The sequence below is a fragment of the Vibrio sp. VGrn 2 genome, from assembly GCF_009361695.1.
GTDB lineage: Bacteria > Pseudomonadota > Gammaproteobacteria > Enterobacterales > Vibrionaceae > Vibrio > Vibrio diabolicus.
Genome location: NZ_RBWD01000019.1, coordinates 1 through 25,773, shown reverse-complemented (window position 1 = coordinate 25,773; position 25,773 = coordinate 1). Strand labels below are relative to the sequence as shown.

Below are 25,773 nucleotides of genomic sequence, written 5' to 3'. Positions count from 1 at the left end.
AACCATCATGACAACACTACTGATCAAAAACGTAACGCTAAAAGGACAAGAAGGTCTACAGCAAATTTTGATTGAAGATGGTCAATTCAAGCGCATTGAAAGCAACGATGTGGAGCTTAGTCATAACGGTGACATCATCGATGCTGAAGGCGGTATGGCGGTTGCGCCTTTCTGCGAGCCACACATTCACTTAGATACAACTCAAACCGCAGGCGAGCCAAGCTGGAACATCTCTGGCACATTGTTTGAGGGGATTGAACGTTGGGCTGAGCGCAAAGAAATGCTGTCGATTGAAGACGTGAAAGCGCGCGCAAAACAAACCTTAAAATGGCAGATAGCAAACGGCGTACAACACGTTCGTACCCACGTCGATGTTTCAGACCCTACCCTAATTGCCCTAAAAGCGATGGTAGAAGTACGTGAAGAGATGAAAGAATGGGTAGATATCCAAATCGTCGCCTTCCCGCAGGAAGGAATTCTCTCTTACCCAAATGGCAAAGAGCTGCTAGAAGAAGCCGTCAAATTAGGTGCAGACGTTATTGGCGCGATTCCACACTTTGAATTCACACGCGAATATGGCATTGAATCGCTGCACTACGTGTTCGAATTAGCGCAAAAATACGACCGCCTGATCGACGTGCATTGTGATGAAATCGATGACGAGCAATCTCGCTTCGTTGAAACGCTGGCAGCATTAGCGCACAAGTTCGATATGGGAAGTAAAGTCACGGCTAGTCACACAACAGCGATGGGTTCCTACAACGGCGCATACGCATCTCGCCTGTTCCGTTTATTACGCATGTCCGGTATCAATTTCGTGGCAAACCCTCTGGTGAACATTCACTTACAAGGCCGTTTTGATGATTATCCGAAACGTCGTGGCGTAACACGAGTAAAAGAGATGCTGAATGCCAACATCAACGTCTGCTTTGGACACGATGACGTATTCGACCCATGGTATCCACTTGGTACAGCAAACATGCTGCAAGTGCTGCATATGGGTCTGCACGTGTGTCAGGTGATGGGTTACGACCAAATCAACAACTCACTGGATCTGATCAGCACCAATTCAGCACGTACACTGAACATTCAAGACAAGTATGGAATTGAAGAAGGCAAACCAGGTAGCCTACTGATTCTTCCTGCAGAAAATGGTTTTGACGCCGTACGTCGCCAAGTGCCGGTTCGCTACTCTGTTCGTCACGGTAAAGTGATTGCAGAAACACAGCCTGCGACGACTCATATTCATCTTGAACAAGCAGAGCAAGTGACGTTCAAGCGCTAAAAAGATCGGCGAAACGAAAAAGGCCTGACGACATCGTCAGGCCTTTTTGCTATTGGCAAACGTCACTGCTGTTCTGTGTCTTACCACCTTAATAGCCAACCGAACGCACAAAAATGCTATTTAAGATGACCCGAGACTCACTAAGTTGCATAAGGTTCTGATGGCTAAATCTCAATTACACTATCGAACTTGGAAATTCCTCTCTGCGTTCGGCATACTTCTGCCTTCACTTTAGTTGTAGATATAACTCATGACCTTATTAAGCCAGATAGAATCGCAATTTTTGGAATTTATGCAGCAAGAGATGCAAGTCGATGCGGCGCATGACATAAGCCATGTTCAACGGGTCGTAAACACTGCAAAAAAACTGGCTGTAGAAGAAGGCGCCGACTTATCTATTGTGCTTCCCGCCGCCTATTTACATGATTGTTTTACCTATCCGAAAGATCATCCAAACCGCAAGCAGAGCTCAATCATTGCAGCCAAAAAAGCGGTCGCGTTTTTAGAAAGTATCGATTATCCGCAGCAATACCATGATGCCATTGCCCATGCGATAGAAGCACACAGCTTTAGCGCTAATATCAGACCCAACACATTGGAGGCAAAAGTCGTTCAAGATGCCGACCGTCTGGACGCTTTAGGCGCAATTGGCATTACTCGCTGTATACAAGTGAGCACTGAGTTTGATGCGCAACTTTACGATGACAAAGACATCTTTGCTCAACAGCGAGAGCTCGACGATAAACAATTCACTCTGGATCACTTTCAAACCAAGTTATTCAAAATCGCTGAAACCATGAACACGGAGTCAGCGAGACGCGAAGCTCAAAAACGCAAAGCCTTTATGCAAGCGTATATAGAGCAATTACACGACGAGGTGACAGCATAAATGTCAGAAAGCTATACGTTAATTAAAGAGCTTAAACGCCAACTAAAGTTAGCTGGGCTGCATTATGCCGATGTTGCACAACACCTTGATTTAAGTGAAGGAAGCGTCAAACGTTTACTCGCTGAAGGTCAACACATTAGCCTTGAGCGCTTAGAGCGAATTTGCCAATTGATTGGCTTAGAAATGGCGGAACTGTTTAAGCTCGCGGCTGCGCACAATAAAGGTCTAGAGTCGCTAACATTAGAGCAAGAAAAGCAGTTGGTTGACGATAAAGCCCTGCTACTCGTGGCGATCTGTGTTGTAAATGGCTATCAGTTTGAACAAATCGTTCAGCAATACACCTTCAATGAGTTGGAACTGGTGCAAAAGCTTGCTCAGTTGGATCGTCTGAACATCATCGACTTGCAGACAAATAACAAAATTCGTTTGCGTATATCTCCGACATTTAAGTGGCAGATGGGCGGCCCTATTCAACGGTTCTTCCAACAGCAAGTTCAAGACGCCTTTTTCCAAAGCTACTTTTCCGGTGAAGATGAAAAGTTCTCCATGGCAACAGGATTGATGAGCGTACCAGCCAACAAGAAGCTACAACAGAAACTGCAAAGGGTCATCGATGAGTTTTATCAGGCTTGCCAAAGTGATAGCTCTCTCGATATGGACGAAAAGCACGGCACCTCTCTGATTATTACGATGCGTCGTTGGACGTTCCCTCTGTTTGAACCATGGGAAAGAAAACCTACTCAGAAGTCTCGAAATTAGTAACTCAACAAACAAATGGAAATGAAAGTAACGAATTTCGTTACTTTTGGTGACACCCAACGTCACTTGAAAGAGAAAGCTGGTTTAATCGTTCATTGAGCATAAAGTGCTTCCATCTCATTCGACTTTGTTTAATCGGGGCCAGCATGTTTTTCTCAAAACGCTTTTTTCCTTACTTTGTGACGCAGTGTCTTGGCGCACTCAATGACAACATCTACAAAAACGTTCTGTTATTGATGGTGACTTACAGCCAAATTGATAACCTACCAATATCCGTTAATCTATTTGTTAATTTGGCGGCTGGTTTATTCATCCTACCTTTCTTTCTATTCTCTGCGCATGCTGGTGCCGTCGCTGACAGCATGGACAAAGCCAAATTAATCCGACGTCTAAAGCTCATCGAGCTGGCTATCATGTCTTGCGCTGCAACCGCTATTGCCACCCAAAGTGCCATGCTGATGCTTGCTCTTTTATTTATGACAGGCACTCAATCGGCTTATTTTGGTCCTGTGAAATACGCCTTGCTACCACAAGCGCTCAAACCAAATGAGCTTGTTAAAGGAAATGCTTGGGTTGAAATGGGCACGTTCCTTTCGATTCTTATAGGTACGCTAAGCGCAGGCCTACTGCTAGCCATTCCTAATGGTACCTTGATTGCTTCTTGTGTCGTGATTGCCTTGTCTTTGCTTGGGTTTATGAGCAGTGTGAATATTCCAACGATGCCTAGCCAATCGACTGACAAAGCGAAATTTGAACCGATTTCTGGTTTAAAGAACACGTTAAAAGTGGCAAAAAAACAGAGAGGCATTTGGATGTCTATTCTAGCCATCAGTTGGTTTTGGTTCATGGGTGCGACTTACCTGACTCAATTCCCTAACTTTGCGCGTGAACATTTGTTTGCAGACAGCACTGTCGTTTCTTTACTGTTGGCATTGTTTTCCATTGGCATCGCGACAGGCTCTTGGTTGTGTGAAAAACTTTCCTTCAACCACGTTGAGCTTGGTATTTTGCCATTCGGTATCCTTGGTCTGACCGTCTTTGGCGTCTACTTGCTATGGGCAGTCCCAAGTTATCCATCACTTCCGGTGCACTTTTATGATGTGCAAAGCTTCGTTGCCGAATCCAAACATCTGCGCGTCATGATTGACCTGTTTCTTGTTGGTGTAAGCGGCGGTATCTTTATTGTTCCTCTTTATGCGTTCATCCAATCGCGTTCAAACAAAGGGGAATGTGCACGTGCCATTGCTGCTAACAACATCATGAATGCGTTGTTTATGGTGGTGTCTGCTTTGGTTTCGATCGTTGTACTCAGCGTACTAGAGCTTTCTATTGTGGAACTGTTTGCCATGATGGCAATAGGCAACTTCTTCGTGGCAATCTATGTCTATCGTCAAGTACCGGAATTTACACAACGCTTTATCAGTTATTTACTCAGCCATTGTATGTATCGTGTGTCAGTAACGGGGCGCCAACATATTCCTGAACAAGGTGCTGCGTTAATCGTGGCTAACCATGTTAGCTATGTCGATGCGTTGATTTTGATGGGAACCTCTACTCGCCCGGTTCGTTTTGTGATGGACAAGTCCATCAGCGAGCTGCCTGTTCTTAAATATGTTTTCCGTCATGCCGGTGTTATCCCTATCTGTTCCCCACGTAAGTGTGCCGATACTTACCGACGAGCATTTGAGCAGATTGAACAAGCGCTTAACGACGGTGAGGTTGTCTGTATCTTCCCTGAGGGTCGTTTAACGTCTAACGGTGAATTGGGTGAGTTTCGCCCTGGTGTGGAAAAAATCCTTGAACGTAATCCTGTTCCTGTCATCCCTATGGCGTTAAAGGGGCTTTGGGGTTCTTTTTTCAGCCACAAAGGCGGACATGCTCTCACAAAACGACCGACTCGTTTTTGGTCAAAAGTGGACGTTGTTATTGGTGAAGTGTTAAGCCCAGCTTCTTTAAATCGTCATCAATTGCAACAACAAGTACAGGATTTACTGGGCTAATACGCTTGCTATACCGATCAAACTTTTCAGCAAAACGTAAATATGCACCATAAAGCACAAGTAGTTCTTTGTTAATTAGAGTAGGATATCTACAACGTCATAAATCTAGGAGGTATTATGAAAATCATCATCTTACATGGTCTTTATATGCATGGGCTGGTCATGCAGCCTCTTAGCCAAAAGCTGAGAAAACTCGGATACGAAACGCAAGTACTCAGCTATAACACTGTTGCTATCAATGAGTCTTCACTGTTTGATTCTATTGATCATTCGCTTAATCCACTGACCACAAACGTGCTCGTGGGGCACAGCTTGGGAGGCTTGATGATTAAGCGCTATCTCGCCAACAGAAAGCCAACCACCAGCTTGATCTCTCATGTTGTCGCTATCGGTTCGCCTCTTAAAGGCGCGTCCATAGTAGGTAGGATTCAAGATCTCGGATTGGGTGCAATTTTAGGCAATTCGCCACACCACGGATTAAACAGACATGATGACGCTTGGGATTTCCCTCAAAAACTCGGCAGTATCGCAGGAACGATGCCGATTGGCGCTCGCCCATTGTTGATCCGTAATGACAACACCATGTCGGACGGTACCGTTACCGTAGAAGAGACAAGACTGGACGGTATGCAAGATCATATCGAAGTGAAGCAAACGCATACGAGCCTGATTTACAACACCTTCGTGCCGCAGCAGATTGATCACTTTATTCGCACAGATTATTTCCGTCGATAGCACACTTTTCCATCATACAGATGGAATCGACTTTCCAAGCTATTCAGTTCGCAGTACTATCCTAGCTCCACTTCCTCACAACTTGGATGAAGTGGCACATTTTTAATTGTTCTCAGGGCGGGGCGAAATTCCCCACCGGCGGTATACTTTTTCAAGTGAGCCCGCGAGCGCTCGATTCGTCGAGGTCAGCAGATCTGGTGAGATGCCAGAGCCGACGGTTATAGTCCGGATGAAAGAGAATAAGAATACACCAGCATAGCGAGTCAGATTGCTAAGAGTGCTGGTGCACTTCTTTTTGATCGTATTTTACGACGATCTCTCATACCGCCCTGATTCTGGTGAAATTTAGGAGTTAACCATGAATCAGTCATCACTACTTGCCGAATTCGGCGACCCAATTACTCGCGTTGAAAACGCACTTATCGCTCTAAAAGAAGGCCGTGGCGTACTTCTTCTTGATGATGAAGATCGCGAAAACGAAGGCGATATCATTTATTCAGTCGAGCACCTCACCAACGAGCAAATGGCGTTGATGATCCGCGAATGTAGCGGCATCGTTTGTTTGTGCTTAACAGATGCTCAAGCGGACAAACTGGAACTGCCTCCAATGGTAGTAAACAACAACAGCGCAAACCAAACCGCATTTACGGTTTCTATTGAAGCGAAAGTTGGTGTAACAACGGGGGTTTCAGCAGCAGACCGAGTGACGACCATTAAAACGGCGGCAAACCCGCATGCGAAACCTGAGGATCTTGCTCGCCCGGGCCACGTATTCCCTCTGCGCGCACGTCCAGGTGGTGTAATGACTCGCCGTGGTCACACAGAAGGTACGATTGACCTGATGCAAATGGCAGGGCTTCAACCCGCTGGCGTACTATGTGAAGTGACCAACCCAGATGGCACGATGGCAAAAGCACCAGAGATCGTTGCGTTTGGTCGCCTGCACAACATGCCGGTACTGACGATTGAAGACATGGTAATGTACCTGAACCAGTTCGAGTTGAAACTGGCATAGTCAGATCTCAGCTCTTGAAAGAAGCCGCGCATTTGTGCGGCTTTTTTGATCGATCCTCTTTGCACTTGAGTAGTTATACTTATTGAAAACAAGGGGAACAACACCATGAAAGGATTACTGAAACTCGTCGCTCTCGTTGGCTTTATCTCCATGAGTTCGCTTGCTCTCGCATCTGAGTGCCCTGATATTCTTCAAGGTAAACAAAGGCTGTTAAATTCAACAGAAGAAGTCGACCTATGCGAAAGCTTTAAGGGAAAGACGCTTCTGGTCGTCAATACAGCAAGCCAGTGCGGCTTCACTCCTCAGTTCGAACAGTTAGAAACCCTCTATCAAACTTACAAAGAGCAAAACTTCACCATCATTGGTTTCCCGAGCAATGACTTCCGACAGGACAGAGGAAGCGAAACAAACACAGCGAAAGTCTGTTATCTCGATTACGGGGTCACCTTTCCAATGATGGCTCGCTCCTCAGTATTAGGCGTAGATGCAAACCCCGTATTCAGCGAGATTACTAACCAAGCTGGCATCAAACCAGAATGGAACTTCTATAAGTTTCTAATTAGCTCCGAAGGCAAAGTTATTGCTACTTTTCCAAGCTCCACTTCACCGACAAGTACTACGCTTACCAATATGATAGAGCAACAATTGTAAGGTGACGACCATGACAACACGCTCAACCATGCTACAACTCGGTTACTTAGGCTTGGTTCCATTTGTGTTTAGCTTAGGGCTGATTTTCACTGACATCTCACTCTTCAATTTAAGTGGCCAGCAATTTTTCATCGCATATAGCGCCGTTATATTAAGTTTTTTATCCGGCATCCTTTGGGGTAATGGCATTGAGCATTACTACCACCGCCTTAGCCGAAATATATTAATTCTCAGCAACCTTTTTGTCTTACTGGCTTGGGGCGCATTACTGCAGGGCCACAAACATTACGCGGTCGCTACCCTACTCTTAGCAATTGGGTATCTTGCTGTTTGGTATGCAGAAAAACTCGTGAGGAAAGTCGAACAAGACGCCGAGCCCAAGGGATATCAAGGAATGAGGAGCAAACTGACCTTCGGCGTAATCGTGATGCACGGATTGGCTTTAGTTTCATAGCCTGGTCTGTCCAGTGCTAAGATCACAAAAAAACGTCTTTTTATAAAACAATGTTCATTTCGTGAATGCACACATATTTTGAACACTGTTTTGTTTCATTTATGAATCAATCCACATATAAGTATTTCAAAGCATTCACAAAGGATATGAATATGTTTTTTCGCAAACTTTTGTTTAGCACAGCGATGATCAATGCAACGACAGGTTGCGTGTCTTACCAGGCACAACAAGCCGCCGCTCAAACAGTAAACAATAGGTGCCGTGCTTACCAATGTGATTAAAACCACGATTGCTCAGCCATGTAATGTCGCAATCACTGCAGCTAGCTTGTTTTATCCGCATGCCATATTTATGACTAGTGTTCCGACTCAAGCATGCACAAGCGTTCTTAGATAATGCGAAAGTGATAAGCATAAAAAATGGCGACTCTATCGTCGCCATTTTTAAGCATCAATGCTATTTATAGTTACAGCGTCAATAAGTAATTAACTAATTGATTGTACTCGTCGTAAGTACGAATTTCGTTGGCCAAAACAATGTATTTATTGTTCACAACCACACCTGGAACCCCTCTTAAAGTGCTGGCTGCAAATTGTTTGTCAAAGCCTTTCTGCATTGAGTTTACGGCAAAGCTATTGTAAGCGGCATCAAACTTCTTACCTTCTACGCCATTATCAACGAAGAGCTGTTTCAGCTCAGCGTCATCTTTTGGCGCTTGTCGCTTTTGATGAATTTGGGCAAACATGGCAGGAATCATTGTATCTTCAACCCCGAGCGATACCATCGTCGCGTAGGACTTGGCCATCGGAATCGCCATATCTCCGCCCATGAACCCCACATGTACCTTTTCAAACGTTGCCTCTTTTGGCAGAGCAGGTTTTAAACGCTCAATAAGCGACTCAAACTTGTAGCAATGTGGGCAATAAAAAGAAAAGAATTCCGTCACAACAGGTTTCGATGCTTTCTTAACATCCAGAACTTTGTAGTGCTTCCCTTCTTCAAATTGCGCTGCGTGAGCGGTAAAAGTCAGTAAAAGTGCACTACATAAGGCAAGTAGTTTTTTCATTGTTTATTTCCTTGTGGCATTCAAATGCCAAATCATTTCATTTGGTAAAAGGGGGGGAAACCCCAAGTAATTTGAGATGAGGAATTAAACAATCGGAGGACGATAAAGCTTGGTGATCACTGTCACTACTTTTTCGACTAAAGGCCTATCAATCAATGCAAGGCTGTAAGGAAGAAGCAGTAAGTCGTTTTGAGATAAGTTGGCGGGAATTTTGACCATGCAGGAAGAGCTACAACTCGTGTGAGACTGTTGCACCTTATTGATAGTTGACTCATCGTGATGTAATTCTACGCAGTCGTCATTGACGCCAAGTTGTTTGTGCAGAGCAGCCTGTTGAACAATAATATCGCGTACTTCAATTGTTTTCACCGGGGCTGAAGCCTTCGCCATAGGAGCGACACTGCTCAAAAGCATAGCGGCTAAACAAACTATCGCGGTCAACAATGTACGGTTAAACTTCAACATAGCTACATCAACAAAAATGGTGATTTAAGATAATACATGATAACGGTTTGACTTCAAGATACGGACTCTGAGTTCCGCCTCGCCTAAAAACTTGGTACGTTAACGGTTCCATATCCTTGAGGCATCTCAATACCGCTCCCCTCTCACAAGAACTCATAGCGATTAAGCTATTCATCATTTAGATAGTTCTTCACCTGATACCAGCGACAATTCGATAAAACTTGAAATCGTTATGAAACACGAGTAATAGTTAGAACAGTTTTTGTACGAACAAGGAAAGATCAATGCTTAAAAAGAGATTCTTTAAGACAAAAGATGAAGTTGAAGTCACGTTCGAGCTAGATAAAGACCAGTGGGACTCCATCCATATTGCTGGGGATTTTAACAACTGGCAGCCAGAACCGATGAAGTTAGTGAAGAAAAGCCGTCAATTTAAATTTAAAACGCGCTTACCTAAAGAGCAGAATGTTCAGTTCCGCTACTTGCTCAATGATGCAAAGTGGGAAAACGATCCTCAAGCCGACGCTTATGTTCCCAATGCTTTTGGCAGCGACAACAGCGTCGTGTGCACCACCGAATAAAACGTAAGTTCACTCTAATATTCCATATTAAGGCGCAGCAGTTGCGCCTTTTTTAGCCTCTTCATAATGTGATTAATGATTAAGTTTGAATCATTACTTGGGGTATTTATCGAATCAACTCATCCGATAACCTTATTCTGAGAAAGCTTTATTTGAAATAATTCGTAAATTTGTTTAAGTTCCAGTGATATTAAATATTGTATACATCACTCAAATGAACGCACAACAAGTCAAACCATCTTTAATCATCGTGGAAGACGATCCCAAATTACAAGCTATGCTGGGAGAGTATTTTGTTGAACAAGGTTTCCAGGTCAAATGTATCGACAACGGGACAGACGCACCCGAAGCGATTATTGACACACAGCCAGACGTGGTTTTGTTAGATTTGATGCTACCTGGACAAGACGGCCTGAGCGTATGTCGTCAAATCCGTGAATGCTACAAAGGCAAAGTGTTGATGCTGACAGCGAGTGATGACGACTTCGATCACGTCGCCGCATTAGAAATTGGCGCCGATGACTTTGTTACCAAGCCAATCAAACCTCGCGTGCTGCTGGCACGCATTCGCATGCTATTGAGAAGAAAAGAGGCAGCCTCTACCGAGTCCGAAAACGGTCTACAAATTGGAGTACTGTGTTTAAACCGATTACGTAAATCATGCGTCATGAACCAGGAAGAAATTGCGCTGACTGACGGTGAGTTCGATTTATTATGGGTTCTCGCAACACACGCAGAAAAAACACTCTCACGTGAGTGGTTAACGAAAACACTACGTGGTATTGAGTACGACGGTACAGATCGCACCATTGACAACCGTATTGTGACATTGAGAAAAAAATTAGGCGATGCCTCTTGCTCTCCACAAAAAATCATCACGGTTCGCGGCAAAGGCTACCTATTTATGCCTGATGCATGGAATGAATAATGAGACGGATTTATCTGGAAAGCTTTGTCGGTCTTATCATTCTATTTATGGTGAGTTTGTGGGGTTACGAATTCTTGGTCTATGAGATCAACACAGATTACGATTACCTGCTACAAGAGCAAGAAGGTCAAGCTTTCCACGATCTTATCTATCCTATCTACGAAGAGCACGGACTAGAATACACTCAGCAACAGCTTGAGCAATTTGCCACGTCCAGCCATCGCTTGTTGATTCCTCACACGCTCGAAGAACTTCCAGAAGACATCAGAAAAGCATTTGAAAGTGACACCTCTGTTAACGTTGCTTACGACGAAGAAAGGGATATATGGTTCCGCCTAGATGCGGACACCCCTATTTTCAAAATGATCGATGATCCGGATAGCTCAGTTATTCAGGCGATTAACTTTGATGACAACATTGTATGGTTATTCTTTTTAGCCGGATTTGCTCTGTATTGCATACTGCTGATCTGGTTTTTGAGCCGTCGAATTCGTGAGTTAGAAAGAGTCACGGTAGAGTTTGCTTCAGGCAACTTCAAAGCACGAGCAAGCACCTCAAGTGCTAAGTCCGTTGGAACGCTGAACAAAAGCTTTAATACGATGGCTGACAAAGTTTCTCGCCTGATCACTAGCAATAAAATGCTGACCAATGCAGTTGCGCATGAATTACGCACTCCTATTTTTCGTTTACAGTGGCAAGCTGACTTGTTATCGGACTCTACATTAACCGAACAACAGAAAAAGCATGTACGTAGTATCGTCGAGGACATTGACGAGATGGAAGACATGGTTGAAGAGCTGCTTTATTACGCCAAAATGGAACGCCCAGATACGGCGTTGCAAACAGAAAACGTAGCGCTCGCCAAGTTAGTTAATGAGTTAAAACAGAGATGGCAAAAAGAGACCAAATTATCAATCTCACTCAATGAAACAAACTCTGAAAACGCGCGCGCATTCGCCGATCCAAAACTGCTAAAGCGTGCCTTGGATAATCTGCTACGCAATGCAATGCGATACGCAAATACTCAAATTATGGTTGAGATAAAAAGTGATCAGCAAAGCTACTTAATCCATGTACATGATGATGGTATAGGTATAGAAGAGCAGCATTGGCCTCACCTTTTTGAAGCATTTTATAGCGCCGATGAGTCCCGAAACAAAAACACCAGTGGATTTGGGCTTGGTTTGGCGATCGTCAGGCAGATAATGGAACTTCAACATGGTGAGGTTTCGATTTCTCATAGCCCACTTGGTGGTGCTTGCTTCACACTTCGTCTTCCAAAATCAGACAGTTAAGTTAACGTCTTTCCTCCTTTACAGAAGACGACACTTCAATACACTCCAGCGACAGAGCCCAACAATAAAACAGTGTACATTTAATCCATAAATTCACAGAACAAATGGATAATACTCATGTACAAACCTTTTATTCTGGTTATGACTCTTGCCTCTACTCTTAGCGCTTGTACTTATAATCAAAAGCCTGTTGTCGACATGACTAATGTTGATCCTGCTAAATATGAACAAGATTTTCTTTATTGCCAAGGGTATGCGGACAACGTAGACAAAACGGAAGCTGCAAAATCTGAAGCCGCTAATGGCGCAGTTACAGGTGCACTAATTGGGGCAGCAGCTGGAGCGCTAGAAAGCGGGATAGGTGGGGCTGCTGTGGGTGCCGCTGCAGGCGGTGCTGTAGGAGCAGGGGCCGGAGCGTTGAGTGGAAGCAATGACTCCACCAGAACACAATCTCTTGTACTGCGAAAATGCCTTCAGAATAAAGGCTATACCGTCTACGACCTTGATTAATTCAACTCTTTTTTCTTATTCAAACCCTATATCGTTGTGTGATGAATGCCATTCACAAATGTTTCACGCAAGAACGATTAGTCTCATTTCATCGTTTGGATAGATGCACAATCTAAATTATTAAGCTGTAGTAAGGTCATATTTTGAAGCCAGGTAAAACAGGTCTACGCCGTGTCATGGATGCGACCGGCTATTCATTTCAGGGATTGAAAGCCGCATGGAAATACGAAGCCGCCTTCAGACAAGAATTGATTCTAGCCTTAGTGCTTTCCGTCTGTGCTTTTTTCCTTCCAGTCACCACATTTGAAAGAGTACTGATGATCAGTAGCCTGTTATTGGTCCTGATCGTCGAACTTATTAATTCCGCCGTAGAAGCGGTTGTCGACCGTGTTAGCGATGACTGGCACGAGCTCAGTGGTAGAGCCAAAGATATCGGCTCGGCTGCAGTATTTGTTGCGCTCACTCTTGCCCTTTTTGTTTGGGCTTCGTTCTTGCTCTAATTTTGATTCAAGACATTTACTTATGAAGACACATAATTTGCAACAGAAAGGTATCTCGTACGTTACCTTTACTTTCTTGTTGGCACTCTATTTCGCGCTGGTTGTAAACATTCCTATTTACAAAGAGCTGAATGGTATTTTTTCAAGCCTAGATAATGTCAAAATTGGTTTTATTATTACGATACCCATTTTCTTTCTTGCCGCGCTCAATTTCCTTTTTAACTTATTTAGTTGGCCTTGGGTTGGAAAGCCATTCTTTATTATTTTGCTCATAATTTCGAGTATGGTGAGCTACGCAAGTTACAACTATGGCACGCTTTTCGATTCTGGAATGATTGCTAATATTGCTGAAACCGATTCGAGCGAGGCAAGCTCTTACCTGAGTACTTATTCTGTAATCTGGACGCTACTTATGGGGGGCGTCCCTGCGATGATTGTCTATAAGGTCAAGTTGCAATCTCAGCGCCACCAATTGCTATATTTTTCTCTCACGAAGTTGGTATCGATGTTGTCATCTCTTGCAGTAATTGCTGTTATTGCCAGTGTTTACTACCAAGACTATGCATCTGTCGGTCGCAATAACAGCTATCTGAAAAAAATCATTATTCCCACTCAATTCGTTTACAGCGCGACTGGGTATGTAAAGGAGAAATACTTCACCACGCCAGAGCCGTATCGCGAGATTGGAATCGATGCAAAGCAGTCAGATAGCGCAGTAAAGCAAGCACAGAACAAGCCGACACTACTGGTGTTTGTTGTCGGAGAAACCGCTCGAACACAGAACTACCAACTCAATGGCTATAAGCGAGAGACAAACCCTTACACCAGTAAGCTGGATGTGATTTCATTTCAAGAGGTTGCGTCTTGTGGCACTGCAACTGCAGTATCTGTGCCTTGCATGTTTTCTCAGCTCACGCGAAGCGAGTTTGAACGGACCAAGGCAGATAACCAAGATAATGCTCTCGACATCATGCAGCGCGCTGGAGTTGACCTCATCTGGAAAGAAAATGATGGCGGAGACAAAGAAGTCGCCCACAAGATCAAGAAAATTGAAGTGAACCGAAAGCAAGCAAGTCCTCTGTGTAACGGTCAAACCTGTTACGATATGGCGCTGTTAGATCACTTTGATCAAGAAGTTGCGGATATGCACGGCAACCGCGTTGTCGCCATGCACCTTATAGGAAGCCATGGTCCTACCTACTTCCAGCGTTATCCTAGAGACAAAGCGTTTTTCAAACCAGACTGCCCACGTGCAGATATAGAAAACTGTAGCGTCGAACAAATCGTGAATACGTACGACAATACGATACGCTACACTGATCTTGTGTTGGCAGAAACCATCAACAAACTCAAAGCATTAGAGTCTCAATATAATACCGCTCTCATCTACGTATCGGATCATGGTGAATCATTAGGCGAAAACGGATTGTTCTTACATGGCATGCCTTACGGCCTTGCACCAGACTTCCAAAAACGTGTTCCTTTGCTCATGTGGCTATCTTCCGGCTTTAAGCAAGTGAAACAAATCAACACCGACTGTTTGTCGAATGAAGCGCAAAAGGCAGGCCAGTACTCACATGATAACGTGTTCCACTCTCTATTAGGCGTTATGGATGTACAAACCCAAGCCTACGACGGCAAGTTAGATATATTCAAAGATTGCCGCACGACTTCCTAAGTGGACCAACAAAGCCTGACTCAAAATGTGAGTCAGGCTCTTTTCTAACAAGGCATTTAAACTCATCAACTTGCCAAGCGTTATACTACAACCTGCCATCCATACATCGAAATAAGGACTAGGATGAAAATTGGTATTATTGGTTTAGGAGATATTGCTCAGAAAGCATACCTTCCCGTTATCACTCAGCTTCCAAATATCGAACTTGTATTTTGTACACGCAACGCAAATGCACTTGAGAGTCTGGCTAAGCAATATCGAATCTCAGAGACCTGTCAAGACTACCAGCAGCTTCTGCACTTTGGCGTAGATGCTGTCATGATTCATGCGGCAACAAGCGTACATCCTCAAATCGCAGCATTCTTTTTGCAGCATGGAATCCCAACCTTTGTCGACAAACCATTAGCGGACAATGCTGATGACGTGGAAAAACTGTACGATATTGCCGAAAAAGAAAAACAACCACTTTATGTGGGCTTCAACCGACGTCATATTCCGCTTTACAACCAACACATGCCAGAGGTACAGCAAGGCAACATTTCTGACCTAAAATCGCTACGCTGGGAAAAGAACCGTCACCAACTACCAGGCGATATTCGTACCTTTATATTTGATGATTTTATTCACCCATTAGACAGTATTAACGTGACAGCCAAAACCGATTTAAAAGAGGCTTACATAACGCATCAGCTTGAGGGTGACCAATTGGCGCGTTTAGATATTCAGTGGCAACACGGAGATACTTTACTCCACGCTTCGATGAATCGTCACTTCGGTATGACTATGGAACGCGTTCAAGCTTGTTATGCAAATAAAGCAGTGGAGTTCGACTCCTTCGTTGAAGGGAGACGATGGCAAGCGAACCAAGAGCAAAAAATCAATTTGAAAGATTGGACGCCAATGCTGACGAGCAAAGGTTTCCATGCGATGTTGCTCGACTGGTTTCACGTCGTTGAATCTGGAAAAATCGCTAGTGAAGTAGTGAAACGCAACATTGCTAGCCATCAGTTAGCAGAGCAAATTTGTCAATATATCGAGAAAGTTACCTCTAGGTAGCTTAATTCTTGGCTATATGCTTAATCGAGTATTACGCTCTATACTAAAACAAAACGTAGCTTCAGGGAGTCATTCATTCTCTGTTAATACTTATGCGGCTATTCTATCAAGCAAGTGAATGAGGGAACGGATCACGTTTATTAACGGAGTGGTTCTAGTTTTACATTACGATACCCTCAGGAACCTGCATCGTCATATTCAAGAGTAAAGGAAATAGAATGAGAACACTCGGTAACATCATTTGGTTTGTATTTGGTGGCGTATTTATGGGGTTGCTATGGTGGTTTTTCGGTATCTTAGCCTTTATTAGCATCATCGGAATACCTTGGGGGCGTGCGTGTATCGTTATGGGTAATTTTTCCTTTTTCCCATTCGGAAAAGAAGCCATTTCACGCGATGAATTGACCAATGAAATGGACATTGGTACGAGCCCTCTAGGCGTTATCGGCAACGTCCTTTGGTTTGTCTTTGCAGGTCTTTGGTTAGCAATCGGTCACGTACTTTCCGCCGCAGCGTGTTTTGTAACCATCATTGGTATTCCTTTTGCACTCCAACACCTGAAGCTTGCGGTTATTTCACTCGCACCAATTGGTAAAACGGTTGTGTCGTCAGAAGAAGCTGCAATGGCTCGGTACAATATCAACCGCTAACAAACAGCCAATATACTTTCTATCCTCTGGGCAATCGTGCTCAGAGGGCAACTCCCGTCAAAAGTAAGCCTATTATCGCTATCGCATATTCAATAATGGTTGATTGTATATCCATACCGTCACCTTTAAGTTGAAGTTCACCCTAGCTCTGTACTACTTTACTTTTTTATTAATCAATGGATTAGCTTAACCCTCCAAGCTCACCCACGCTCAAAAATCAGTATTATTTCCGCTCATCTAAATTGAGTTCATTTACGAAAAGTCTAACTATAAGCATAGTTGATATTAATGATTTTTGACGATAAATAACTCACACCAATCCAGCGATAGTTCCAGCGTTTACTTTTTCTCAATAAACGTAAGCCGTTACGAAAGCGGATTTCTTCCCGATCAAAGCCACCACTTCGCATCACTATCGCTTTTCTTTAAAAGGCAACAAATATTCGTTGTTATCTTGAGTAAATTATTTTGTTTGTCGCATTTAAGTTCAATCAATATTATTCGCGACATCAGAGAAATAGACCATTGAGCTCCTTAGCATTTATCACAGACATAGAACGTAAAGCCCCTTTTTTGCTCGTTTTTCTTTTTACAAATGTTCTAACTCAACGTCTATTCAGACAGGAATACACCGTGGATAAATATCAAGCTGCTTATGCCAAACGTCTAGAGAAGTTAAAGGGTAATCAATCTCCAAAAACGATAGCCCGTCTTTCGGCTTGGGAGGCATTTCTTAACAAAGAGTACGAACTCCAAGACTTAGAATACCAACTATCAGACGCAGCACACCTACACTATGAACAATCTCATGTGAAAAATGATATTTCTTTTAAGGCGTTCAAGCGGGCGTTCTATAACGAATCCATCAAAATCTACAACCTAACCGATGGCGCATCTATACAGAAAGTATTCACTCCACTGCTCGCATTAACGACAGTTTGGGTGCTATTTATCTGCTTTTTTGACAAGTGATCATCACTTTTATTAGAACAATAAACTTAGGGCGCTTGCATCATGATTCCAAGCGATAACCAGACGCACAACGCCCCACTTAAATATAAAAAAGGAGTTTGATCTTGTATGTCTAAGATGACACTTCTTTTAATTACAACAACGATCAGTATCGGAATTACAGGCGCCGCTTTCTGTGTGGGAATGACATATTTAATCAGTGCGCTTTCACTAAATGAGCTGCTCAATAACCTGTAACTCCCTAGGCTTAATATGAAAAGGGCATCCATCGATGCCCTTTTCTTTTACTTAAGGAGATGCCCTAGCACTTAGGACCACTTGGGTATAAAACCGTTATGCGTTAAGCTGCATTCTATTCATCCAATAGGTAAAGAATGGAACACTGTGATGGAACAAGTAGGAGAGCGTGCGTTGATTGTCGAAGGTGGTGCGATGCGAGGTGTATTTTCTTGCGGCATACTCGATCATTTTCTCGCTAACGATTTCTCTCCATTTGATAGCTTTTGGGGCGTATCGGCGGGCGCAAGTAACTTGGCGGCGTATTTAGCTAAAATGCCCGGGCGCAACTTAAAAATCTATCTCGATTACAGTTTAAGGAAAGAATTCATCTCACCATCTCAGATTCTACGTGGCGGCGATATGATGAACTTAGATTGGATGTGGAACGTCACTCTCGAAGAGCTTGGCATCGACAAATCCGCACTAAAAGCGGATTCGAGACCTTTCTTTTTAGGCGTAACACGTCAAGACAATGGCCAAGCCGAGTACCATACTCCCAATGTCGACGAGCTCGCAGAAACAATGAAAGCCAGCAGCGCGCTTCCCGTACTTTACCGAAATGGTGTCTTACTGAACGGCACCCGATACGTTGATGGCGGGGTTTCTGATGCACTTCCTGTCGCAGAAGCAATAAAGCGAGGAGCCAAAAAGATTATGGTTTTACGCAGTCAACCCTCTAGCTATCAAAAGCCGAAAGGAAAGTTCAGCGCACTAACCAAACGGATGTTGAAAGAAACGCCAGGATTAATTGAGCCGATGTTGACGCGTGAAGTTCGCTACAATCAAACGTTAGCACTGATCGACAATCCACCATCGGGAGTCGAAATCATCCAAGTTTGTCCTCCCGAATCATTTAAATTAAAACGATTGAGTCGCTCGCCAGTACCATTGCGCCAAGCTTATGAGTTAGGTATTGAAGCAGGAAAAGAAGCCATCATGCGATGGAATCAGAAGTAGAAAAAAGCCACGTGGATTAGACGTGGCTAACGCAAATTCGATGGCAGTGGATTATCGTATTTGCTTCTGGTCGAGCCCAATGGTCAGGCTCAAAACTGTTGATAACTGCGCTACTCACAGAAAAGGGAGTTAGGATGTTGATGCTAGTAGCTTTCAAATAATCCTGAATTGTAGTCTTGGATTGCTTGTTCTATTTCTTCCATGCTATTCATTACAAAAGGGCCATAGTGAACCACTGGTTCATTGATTGGTTCGCCAATAAAAATCAGAGCACCACTCTCCTTTTCGGCTTGTAATTCAACCCATTCACCTTTCGATAGAATCGCCATTTCGCCTTGATTGATCTCACGATCTTTTACCTTAATACGTCCTTTATAAACGTAAATCATCATGTTGTGGTCTTGCTCCGTGGTCAAATTCAAAGCGTGACCAACCATCGCTCTCCAATCGGCCACCGTGGCAGCAACACCTGTTTCTGTTAGAGGCCCCTTAATACGTTCGTTGCTTATAGTCAGATGACCAGCAATCAAGCGCACAACGCCCGAGCTTTGAGTTTCGAATTCCGTTATCGTTTCAGGTTGAAAGTCATGATATTGAGCCGGTGACATCTTATTTTTCGCAGGCTGGTTTATCCAAATTTGGAAACCATGCAATTCACCTTCCTGCATAATAGGCATCTCACTGTGAATGACGCCTCTTCCTGCCGCCATCCATTGAGCGCCACCAGAACGAAGCTCACCAACATTATCCATGTGGTCACGATGCTGGAAATGACCTTTCAACATATAAGTAAGCGTCTCGATGCCGCGATGAGGATGAGGAGGAAAGCCACCCACATAATCAGCACGGTCGTCAGACTTAAGTTCATCCATCATCAAAAATGGAGAAAAACTCTCATTATTAAACCCTGCTACTCGACGAATTTTCACTCCGTCACCATCAGCAGTGGGTTGTGATTGAATAAGCTGACGAATTTCTCTGAATGTGCTCATACTATTTCTCCTCGTTTACCTTTGTGGCCGCTTGCAAACCGCATGTTCAGCCATGGCTATCGATATGGTTCTATTTTAGATTGAAGAAAAATAATCATGAGTCTTGCTATTTGAGCTACTTATTCAAATTTTTCGAACAGCACACTTATCCAAGCTATCGACATATATTTAAAAATAAGTGTAGCTATTTCCTAAACAAGGTGTATAGTAGGCCTTGGCTCTTAGAAGAGAGCTGTTAATGCAACATTTAGTTTAAGTTTCCTCTCAGTAAAATCTTGAATCCCCCAATTCAGACACCTGCGTACAACTTCCTCTTGATTGAACATTCAATAGCTTAGAAAAGATCCACAAAACAAATTCAAATTTTAATGTTTAATTCAAAGGTATTTTTATGTCTAAAGTAAACGGCTCAGTAAAATGGTTTAACGAAACTAAAGGCTTTGGCTTCCTATCTCAAGACAACGGTGGTCAAGATGTATTCGTACACTTCAACGCTATCGTTTCTGACGGTTTCAAAACACTGACTGAAGGTCAGAAAGTAAGCTTCAACGTAGAGCAAGGTAAAAAAGGTCCTCAAGCGACTGAAGTAACTCCTCTATAAGACTGCTTTTCTTGGTGTAGCATCCCCATGCTGCACCAAACCTCTCTCCTTCAAAAATATTCTCACATTAATCACTCAGCCTAATATCAGGCATTGCTTTGTGCTACCTAAAATAAATAGGATAGTACTGCTTAATTTATTATTTATAGGAAAAATCATGTCCTCAAAAAGAACAGGCCGTCAAAGGCATTGGTATCAATTACTTAACAAAGACAAAATCACTAAGAAACAGGAGAATAAATGTTAGAAATTGAATTTAATCTAGAACAACCTCACACCTCTTGGAACGCTAAAATACATCAATTAAATGGTGATATTTTACGAAGGCACGTATTACCTAAGCTTCATTCTCATAGTTACATGATCGATTTTGAATATTGTGAGAAAACGCAATCTGGAACTATTCTCTGTGATTCAGGTTCAAAGTTAGGAAGTTTTACTGTTAACTAATTCAGTTTTCATGCATTAATGAATGATGCAACTAATTTGGAAGGTATCCAATGGCTAGAAAAAGTAAGAAGCAAGCAGAAAAAGACAAGAAAGAGTCTGAGCAAAACGCGGCGGCGGTAAAACAAAAAACGCGACGCCGTATAGAAGACATTATGGAACAAAGAGAATTTGACAAGTTATTTGATCTATAAGCTATCCTTGACTCTCTCAATTCTCTCTCTGCTCCATCGTTGTGCAAGGTACCGCCACCTACCTTTGCTCAAACGAAGCCTCACTCTTTTTCTTCACTTCTAACAACACGATAAGCCTCGTGCACGCTTAAAAGCCAATTTGCTCCTCTATACCCAAGTGACTTATACGGTTGCCAGTTACTTTTCTTAGAAAAACCCTTCGACTACTGACAACTAGGTTATTTGCGTATAGCCAAATTGAGAATTTTGCGTATAATCGCCTCGTTTGCTTCGTATAACCCCAATGATATGGTTTGGGGGTCTCTACCAGTTCCCGCAAAGTGCTGATTACGAAGAGTTGAGATCATCGTGGGTCTTACTCTTTGTGATAGCGTTCGATTTATTCTTATCTATACCTATTCTTAGAGTAACTGCATCCACAATACACATAAGGTGGAATATGAACGCATTTATTCAAGGTCTTCCAAAAGTAGAGCTGCACTTACATATCGAAGGTTCACTTGAGCCAGAACTTCTCTTCAAGTTAGCACAACGAAACGGCATCGACATTCCTTACTCTTCTCCGAGTGAACTACGCAGCGCGTATCAGTTCGAAGACTTGCAGTCATTCCTTGACCTTTATTACCAAGGAGCGAATGTTTTGCGTACAGAGCAAGACTTTTACGATCTCACTTGGGAATACTTACTGCACTGTAAAGCGGATAACGTTATTCATACCGAAATCTTTTTTGACCCACAAACGCATACAGAGCGCGGTATTGACTTTGACACCGTGACCCACGGGATCGCTCGCGCACTACAAGATGGGCACGAGAAGCTCGGCATTACTTCACAAATCATTGCGTGTTTTCTCCGTCACCTTTCAGAAGAAAGCGCCATGGAGACTCTGCAAGCCGTTCTGAAACACCGTGATAAGATCATTGGTGTCGGTCTAGATTCTTCAGAACAAGGCCATCCACCAGCTAAGTTCAAACGAGTATTTAAACAAGCGGTAGAAGCAGGCTTACTGACTGTTGCTCACGCAGGTGAAGAAGGCCCCGCACAAAACATTACCGATGCAATTGAAATGCTTCACGTCAGCCGCGTGGATCATGGTGTTCGCTGTGTTGAGGATGAAGCATTAGTCGAGTCGTTAATTGAAAGCAAAATGCCACTGACGGTATGTCCATTATCGAACCTTAAATTGTGTGTATTTGACGATATGAAAGATCACAATATTGTCGAGCTACTGCGCAAAGGTGTCGCTGTGACGATTAATTCGGACGATCCGGTATACTTTGGTGGTTACATGACAGATAACTTTTTAGCCGTCAACAACGCACACCCAATGAGTAAGAATGAACTAGCTCAATTCACAATGAATGCGATTGATGCTAGCTTCATCGATAATGAGTTGAAAGCGAAGTATCGCCATCTCGTTAGTCAATACGTAAGTCAGCATGAAGCGTTGTAATAAAGCCATCAGTGCTACATCTTGGGTCAAACACTTAGGTGTTAAAACCTTACAAAAGCTCTGTGGTTAACCGCATTTATAAGCGCTAGACTGAGAAAGCTAAACTAGCACACAAAAAGGAATAAAATCATGATTCAACAAGGCCAAGCTCTACCAGTTGCGACTCTAAGCGAATTGACTACCGATGGTATGGTTAACCACGACGTGACTGAGCTGTTTGCAAACAAGAAAGTCGTACTCTTCGCTGTACCTGGCGCATTCACCCCAACGTGCTCGGAAGCTCACCTACCAGGCTATGTGGTATTAGCCGACGAGTTGAAGGCAAAAGGTATTGATTTAATTGCGTGTGTTTCTGTAAACGATGCATTTGTGATGCAAGCTTGGGGCGAAGCCCAAAACGCTTCAGAAATCCTGATGTTGGGTGATGGCGACGCAAGCTTTACTAAAGCATTAGGTCTTGAAATGGATACCGGCGGCTTTGGTGGTATTCGCTCACAACGCTACGCCATGATCATTGAAAACGGCATTGTGACCAAACTTAACGTTGAAGAACCAAAAGAGTTTGAAGCGAGCAAAGCAGAAACGATTTTAGCGGCGCTTTAAGCTTACCCTTAGATACAAAAAACGGAAGCCATTGCTTCCGTTTTTTGTTGGCTAACGCATTCTCACAACACTCGTTTGTTGCTTACGCTGCATTTCCGCAAAAGTCAGCACAAATGGGGATGACTGCTTTACGCGGCTCGGCAGTGAAGAAAGCGCATTGTAGGCATCCTGTTTCGTTTTAAAATCACCAACAGTTACCGTATACCAACGCGTTCCTCGGCTGTTTTTCCAGTTAACCCAAACCGGATGCTTAGGATCGATATAACGAATGTAATCTTTCACATCTTTTTCTTGCTTTAGCGCGAGTACCTGCATCGTGTAATGGTTTGGGTTTAAATAACCATACGCATCCTGAGAGGTCATTACTCCAACACATTGGCCACTATCGACCTGCTGCTGGTAAGGCATAGCGCAGCCCATGAGCGATAAAATCAATGTCAAAGATAAAATCTTGTGCACGTGTCACTCCATTTTTGTTCTAGTTTCTTTTCTCTCGCACTCAAAAACACAAAAACGCTTCTAATTAGGCGAAAATAGACCCATACGAGAAGGTTCGATGTTTTAGCGCAACGAGTATTCCAAAAAAGTAAGGCGACCACGTTGGCCGCCTTAGTAAATTGATTTAATAGAACAATAACAAGATAGAGTGATAATGGCAGAAGTTAGCTGTTTTTTAGAGCCAACTCGCGACCAATTGCTTAAACCAGTCTAAAATTCGCTTGAATAAGCTGCCTTCTTCCACCGATTCCAACGCTACAAGTTCGGCTTCATTCACAACTTTACCTTCGACTTTGTAAAGCACTTTACCAACCACTTGTTGCTCAGAAATTGGCGCTACCAAATCGCCATTATATTCAACTTCAGCTTGTAGCTTTTTCACATCCCCTTTTGGTAAAGTGAGATAAACGTCATTGGCCACGCCCACTTTAAGCTCGTCTTGTTCGCCCATCCAAACTCGAGCGTTCGCAACTTCCGTTCCTGCCTCGGTTGGCATTACCGTATCGTAAAAGCGGAAGCCATAACTTAGCAGTTGTTTGCTTTCGGATTCACGGATATTCTCACTTTTCGCTCCCATCACAACGGCAATTAAACGCATATCACCTTGAGTCGCTGAAGTCGCTAGACTGTAACCAGCACCGCTTGTATAACCAGTTTTCATGCCATCGACATTCATACTGCGATCACGAAGCAAGCCATTGCGGTTATATTGCGTAATGCCGTTGTAGGTAAACGAGGTTTCGCTATACAGTGGGTAGATGTCAGGTAAGTCACGAATAATAGCTTGACCCAACTTGGCAATGTCATAAGGTGTTGAATATAAACCGTCACTGTCTAGACCATGAGGGTTGGTGAAAGCCGTGTTAGTTAATTCAAGCTTAGCAGCCCAACTATTCATCAAGCTTACAAACCCTGACTCACTACCTGCGACATGTTCAGCAATGGCCACACTAGCATCATTACCTGATTGAACAACCAGGCCACGGTATAAGTCAGATAAAGAAACGGAAGTATTGACTTCAATAAACATCTTTGAGGAATCTGGGAAGTTTTTTGCCCAAGCATTTCGGCTAATGACGACCTCATCATCCAAAGTAATATTACCTGCGTTAATTTCTTGACCAGCCACATAAGCCGTCATTAACTTCGTTAAGCTCGCAGGATTTAGCCGTTTATGTGCATCACGTTCAACCAGCACTTTCCCAGTGTGAAAGTCCATCAAAACATAGCCACGAGAACTGAGTTCCGGTGCATTTGGCACAACGGTTGGTGCTGCATAAGCCAACGAAGATACAGCAGCGAACCCTGTAATTAACACTGTGTTTAATATAGTACTTTTTCTCATCATGACATCTTATCTTAGTAGCATTTAAGGCTTACAAACGGTACCCGAATGAATTCAAAGCGCAGGGTTACCTAGGTAAAGAGCGAGTATATTGAAACGGCGCTCAGTTACAGCCACCTTGTTACGATTAGTTACTTTTACTCAATGTTTGTCGAGAATAATGAGAGGCAGGTAGAGCTTTCGTCTAGAAAGATGAGACAAGAGGCGAGAAATCATGCCGTTATGCTATGTAATTAGTGTTCAGAGAAAAAACCGTACAAGCCAGATCTAAAACTAAGCTTGTACGGGAAAAGATAGCTAAAAATTTTATCACTATCTAACTAGGGGCAACTAAGAAAATCTACAATTCAATTAATAATCCGAACTAATCATTTACTAACCAATGCTTCATCTCGGTCATAACAACATAATAATTTATTGTCAGAATTTCAGATAAAAATAAAAATTTAATTTATATATAACCTAAATATTATCTATTACTAGACAGGAGAAAAGTATAATTTCCCTTTCTTAAAACTAAGGGAGGCTTTTTTCGATGCCTTTGAGTTTGTATCGTCATCAGTAAACTGAGTGTAACAATGAGGGATAAGGCATCCGGCTTTAGCGCGAAAAGATAAGCCACTGTTATTTAAGTTCACTCTCTGCTTTTTTATCACTAAAGACTTTAAATTTCGGTTACCTTCAGTTTGTATAGCAATTCTTTCACGTACCCCAACCCAGTACGACTCAAACGACGACATTATACATATCCTCTTTCATGGTATAAGTAGTTGTAATTAAACATTGCTCAAAGCTAGATGTAGAATTAAGTAAATTATTTAAATTTTATTTATCTATAAATTTTGATTTAAATAGATTAACCTGCACATTCCACACAAAATAAAAGGTTATGTCAAAGATTAATTATCATTAAGT

Annotated in this window: 28 protein-coding genes, 1 pseudogene and 2 riboswitches; of the genes and pseudogenes, 24 read left to right on the top strand and 5 right to left on the bottom strand. The window is 43.0% G+C overall.

Annotated features, from left to right (window positions below):
* Positions 1–7: 7 nt before the first annotated feature.
* The 9 genes and pseudogenes from D8S93_RS21640 to D8S93_RS25365 all read left to right on the top strand — a co-directional run bounded on the left by D8S93_RS21640 (position 8) and on the right by D8S93_RS25365 (position 8,184).
* Positions 8–1,285 carry a cytosine deaminase gene (locus D8S93_RS21640; protein WP_152815454.1) on the top strand — a complete coding sequence of 426 codons (1,278 nt, stop codon included), beginning with the start codon at positions 8–10 and terminating at the stop codon, positions 1,283–1,285.
* A 250-nt stretch (positions 1,286–1,535) separates the two neighbouring features.
* Positions 1,536–2,174, top strand: coding sequence for an HD domain-containing protein (locus D8S93_RS21635; protein WP_046875861.1), 639 nt, complete (start codon positions 1,536–1,538; stop codon positions 2,172–2,174).
* Entirely contained in the window at positions 2,175–2,933 is a 759-nt protein-coding gene (locus D8S93_RS21630; protein WP_152815451.1) for a helix-turn-helix domain-containing protein, read from the top strand. It begins immediately after the preceding gene.
* A gap of 146 nt (positions 2,934–3,079) precedes the next feature.
* Positions 3,080–4,933 carry an MFS transporter gene (locus tag D8S93_RS21620; protein ID WP_152815445.1) on the top strand — a complete coding sequence of 618 codons (1,854 nt, stop codon included), beginning with the start codon at positions 3,080–3,082 and terminating at the stop codon, positions 4,931–4,933.
* A 117-nt stretch (positions 4,934–5,050) separates the two neighbouring features.
* Entirely contained in the window at positions 5,051–5,668 is a 618-nt protein-coding gene (locus D8S93_RS21615; RefSeq protein WP_152815442.1) for a triacylglycerol lipase, read from the top strand.
* A gap of 104 nt (positions 5,669–5,772) precedes the next feature.
* Positions 5,773–5,913, top strand: a riboswitch (FMN riboswitch).
* A gap of 113 nt (positions 5,914–6,026) precedes the next feature.
* Positions 6,027–6,683, top strand: a complete 657-nt coding sequence (ribB, locus tag D8S93_RS21610; RefSeq protein ID WP_005373655.1) for a 3,4-dihydroxy-2-butanone-4-phosphate synthase — start codon at positions 6,027–6,029, stop codon at positions 6,681–6,683.
* A gap of 105 nt (positions 6,684–6,788) precedes the next feature.
* Complete coding sequence (locus D8S93_RS21605) at positions 6,789–7,334, top strand: glutathione peroxidase (protein ID WP_152815439.1); 546 nt, start codon at positions 6,789–6,791, stop codon at positions 7,332–7,334.
* A 10-nt stretch (positions 7,335–7,344) separates the two neighbouring features.
* The gene (locus tag D8S93_RS21600; RefSeq protein ID WP_005396352.1) at positions 7,345–7,788 is read left to right on the top strand and encodes a DUF3429 domain-containing protein; all 444 of its coding nucleotides are present in this window, start codon (positions 7,345–7,347) and stop codon (positions 7,786–7,788) included.
* Positions 7,789–7,940: 152 nt separating this feature from the next.
* Positions 7,941–8,184 (top strand): annotated as a pseudogene (locus D8S93_RS25365) (hypothetical protein).
* 70 nt (positions 8,185–8,254) lie between these two features.
* On the opposite strand, the gene D8S93_RS21590 reads toward D8S93_RS25365, so the two are convergent.
* Positions 8,255–8,854, bottom strand: coding sequence for a thiol:disulfide interchange protein DsbA/DsbL (locus tag D8S93_RS21590; protein WP_152815437.1), 600 nt, complete (start codon positions 8,852–8,854; stop codon positions 8,255–8,257).
* Between the two features lie 84 nt (positions 8,855–8,938).
* Complete coding sequence (locus D8S93_RS21585) at positions 8,939–9,319, bottom strand: hypothetical protein (protein WP_041853088.1); 381 nt, start codon at positions 9,317–9,319, stop codon at positions 8,939–8,941.
* A gap of 284 nt (positions 9,320–9,603) precedes the next feature.
* Between D8S93_RS21585 and D8S93_RS21580 the strand changes: the two genes are divergently transcribed.
* The 10 genes from D8S93_RS21580 to D8S93_RS21535 all read left to right on the top strand — a co-directional run bounded on the left by D8S93_RS21580 (position 9,604) and on the right by D8S93_RS21535 (position 18,725).
* Entirely contained in the window at positions 9,604–9,900 is a 297-nt protein-coding gene (locus tag D8S93_RS21580) for an isoamylase early set domain-containing protein (RefSeq protein WP_005396349.1), read from the top strand.
* 214 nt (positions 9,901–10,114) lie between these two features.
* A complete protein-coding gene (locus tag D8S93_RS21575) occupies positions 10,115–10,828 on the top strand; it encodes a response regulator (RefSeq protein ID WP_005396348.1) in 714 nt (237 codons plus the stop codon).
* Complete coding sequence (locus D8S93_RS21570) at positions 10,828–12,123, top strand: ATP-binding protein (RefSeq protein ID WP_152815433.1); 1,296 nt, start codon at positions 10,828–10,830, stop codon at positions 12,121–12,123. Before D8S93_RS21575 ends, D8S93_RS21570 begins: the two co-directional genes overlap by 1 nt.
* A 117-nt stretch (positions 12,124–12,240) precedes the next feature.
* Entirely contained in the window at positions 12,241–12,633 is a 393-nt protein-coding gene (locus D8S93_RS21565; protein WP_152815430.1) for a glycine zipper family protein, read from the top strand.
* Between the two features lie 143 nt (positions 12,634–12,776).
* Positions 12,777–13,133 (top strand): diacylglycerol kinase, encoded by a 357-nt coding sequence (locus D8S93_RS21560; RefSeq protein WP_012842368.1) that lies wholly within the window; start codon positions 12,777–12,779, stop codon positions 13,131–13,133.
* A gap of 22 nt (positions 13,134–13,155) precedes the next feature.
* A complete protein-coding gene (locus D8S93_RS21555) occupies positions 13,156–14,811 on the top strand; it encodes a phosphoethanolamine transferase (RefSeq protein ID WP_152815428.1) in 1,656 nt (551 codons plus the stop codon).
* Between the two features lie 123 nt (positions 14,812–14,934).
* Positions 14,935–15,867: a Gfo/Idh/MocA family protein gene (locus D8S93_RS21550; protein ID WP_152815426.1), complete on the top strand. Its 933-nt coding sequence runs from the start codon at positions 14,935–14,937 to the stop codon at positions 15,865–15,867.
* 218 nt (positions 15,868–16,085) lie between these two features.
* Positions 16,086–16,517 carry a YccF domain-containing protein gene (locus D8S93_RS21545; RefSeq protein ID WP_005373685.1) on the top strand — a complete coding sequence of 144 codons (432 nt, stop codon included), beginning with the start codon at positions 16,086–16,088 and terminating at the stop codon, positions 16,515–16,517.
* 633 nt (positions 16,518–17,150) lie between these two features.
* Positions 17,151–17,489, top strand: coding sequence for a hypothetical protein (locus D8S93_RS21540; RefSeq protein WP_006741201.1), 339 nt, complete (start codon positions 17,151–17,153; stop codon positions 17,487–17,489).
* Between the two features lie 387 nt (positions 17,490–17,876).
* Positions 17,877–18,725 (top strand): patatin family protein, encoded by an 849-nt coding sequence (locus tag D8S93_RS21535; protein ID WP_152815423.1) that lies wholly within the window; start codon positions 17,877–17,879, stop codon positions 18,723–18,725.
* Between the two features lie 143 nt (positions 18,726–18,868).
* Here D8S93_RS21535 and D8S93_RS21530 read toward each other — a convergent pair whose 3' ends face one another.
* Positions 18,869–19,717, bottom strand: coding sequence for a pirin family protein (locus D8S93_RS21530; protein WP_152815420.1), 849 nt, complete (start codon positions 19,715–19,717; stop codon positions 18,869–18,871).
* A 391-nt stretch (positions 19,718–20,108) separates the two neighbouring features.
* Between D8S93_RS21530 and D8S93_RS21525 the strand changes: the two genes are divergently transcribed.
* From D8S93_RS21525 to D8S93_RS21505, 5 genes are all read left to right on the top strand, one after another.
* Entirely contained in the window at positions 20,109–20,318 is a 210-nt protein-coding gene (locus tag D8S93_RS21525) for a cold-shock protein (RefSeq protein WP_005396336.1), read from the top strand.
* A gap of 240 nt (positions 20,319–20,558) precedes the next feature.
* Entirely contained in the window at positions 20,559–20,768 is a 210-nt protein-coding gene (locus tag D8S93_RS25100; RefSeq protein WP_053807947.1) for a hypothetical protein, read from the top strand.
* A gap of 50 nt (positions 20,769–20,818) precedes the next feature.
* Complete coding sequence (locus tag D8S93_RS21515) at positions 20,819–20,959, top strand: PA3496 family putative envelope integrity protein (RefSeq protein ID WP_005396335.1); 141 nt, start codon at positions 20,819–20,821, stop codon at positions 20,957–20,959.
* Positions 20,960–21,209: 250 nt separating this feature from the next.
* A riboswitch (purine riboswitch) is annotated at positions 21,210–21,309 on the top strand.
* An 89-nt stretch (positions 21,310–21,398) separates the two neighbouring features.
* The gene (locus D8S93_RS21510; RefSeq protein ID WP_152815418.1) at positions 21,399–22,412 is read left to right on the top strand and encodes an adenosine deaminase; all 1,014 of its coding nucleotides are present in this window, start codon (positions 21,399–21,401) and stop codon (positions 22,410–22,412) included.
* A gap of 129 nt (positions 22,413–22,541) precedes the next feature.
* Positions 22,542–23,015, top strand: coding sequence for a peroxiredoxin (locus D8S93_RS21505; RefSeq protein ID WP_139061085.1), 474 nt, complete (start codon positions 22,542–22,544; stop codon positions 23,013–23,015).
* A gap of 51 nt (positions 23,016–23,066) precedes the next feature.
* Here D8S93_RS21505 and D8S93_RS21500 read toward each other — a convergent pair whose 3' ends face one another.
* Both D8S93_RS21500 and D8S93_RS21495 read right to left on the bottom strand, forming a co-directional pair.
* Positions 23,067–23,474 (bottom strand): SPOR domain-containing protein, encoded by a 408-nt coding sequence (locus tag D8S93_RS21500; RefSeq protein ID WP_006741205.1) that lies wholly within the window; start codon positions 23,472–23,474, stop codon positions 23,067–23,069.
* 214 nt (positions 23,475–23,688) lie between these two features.
* Positions 23,689–24,858, bottom strand: a complete 1,170-nt coding sequence (locus tag D8S93_RS21495; protein ID WP_152815511.1) for a D-alanyl-D-alanine carboxypeptidase family protein — start codon at positions 24,856–24,858, stop codon at positions 23,689–23,691.
* Positions 24,859–25,773 lie beyond the last annotated feature (915 nt).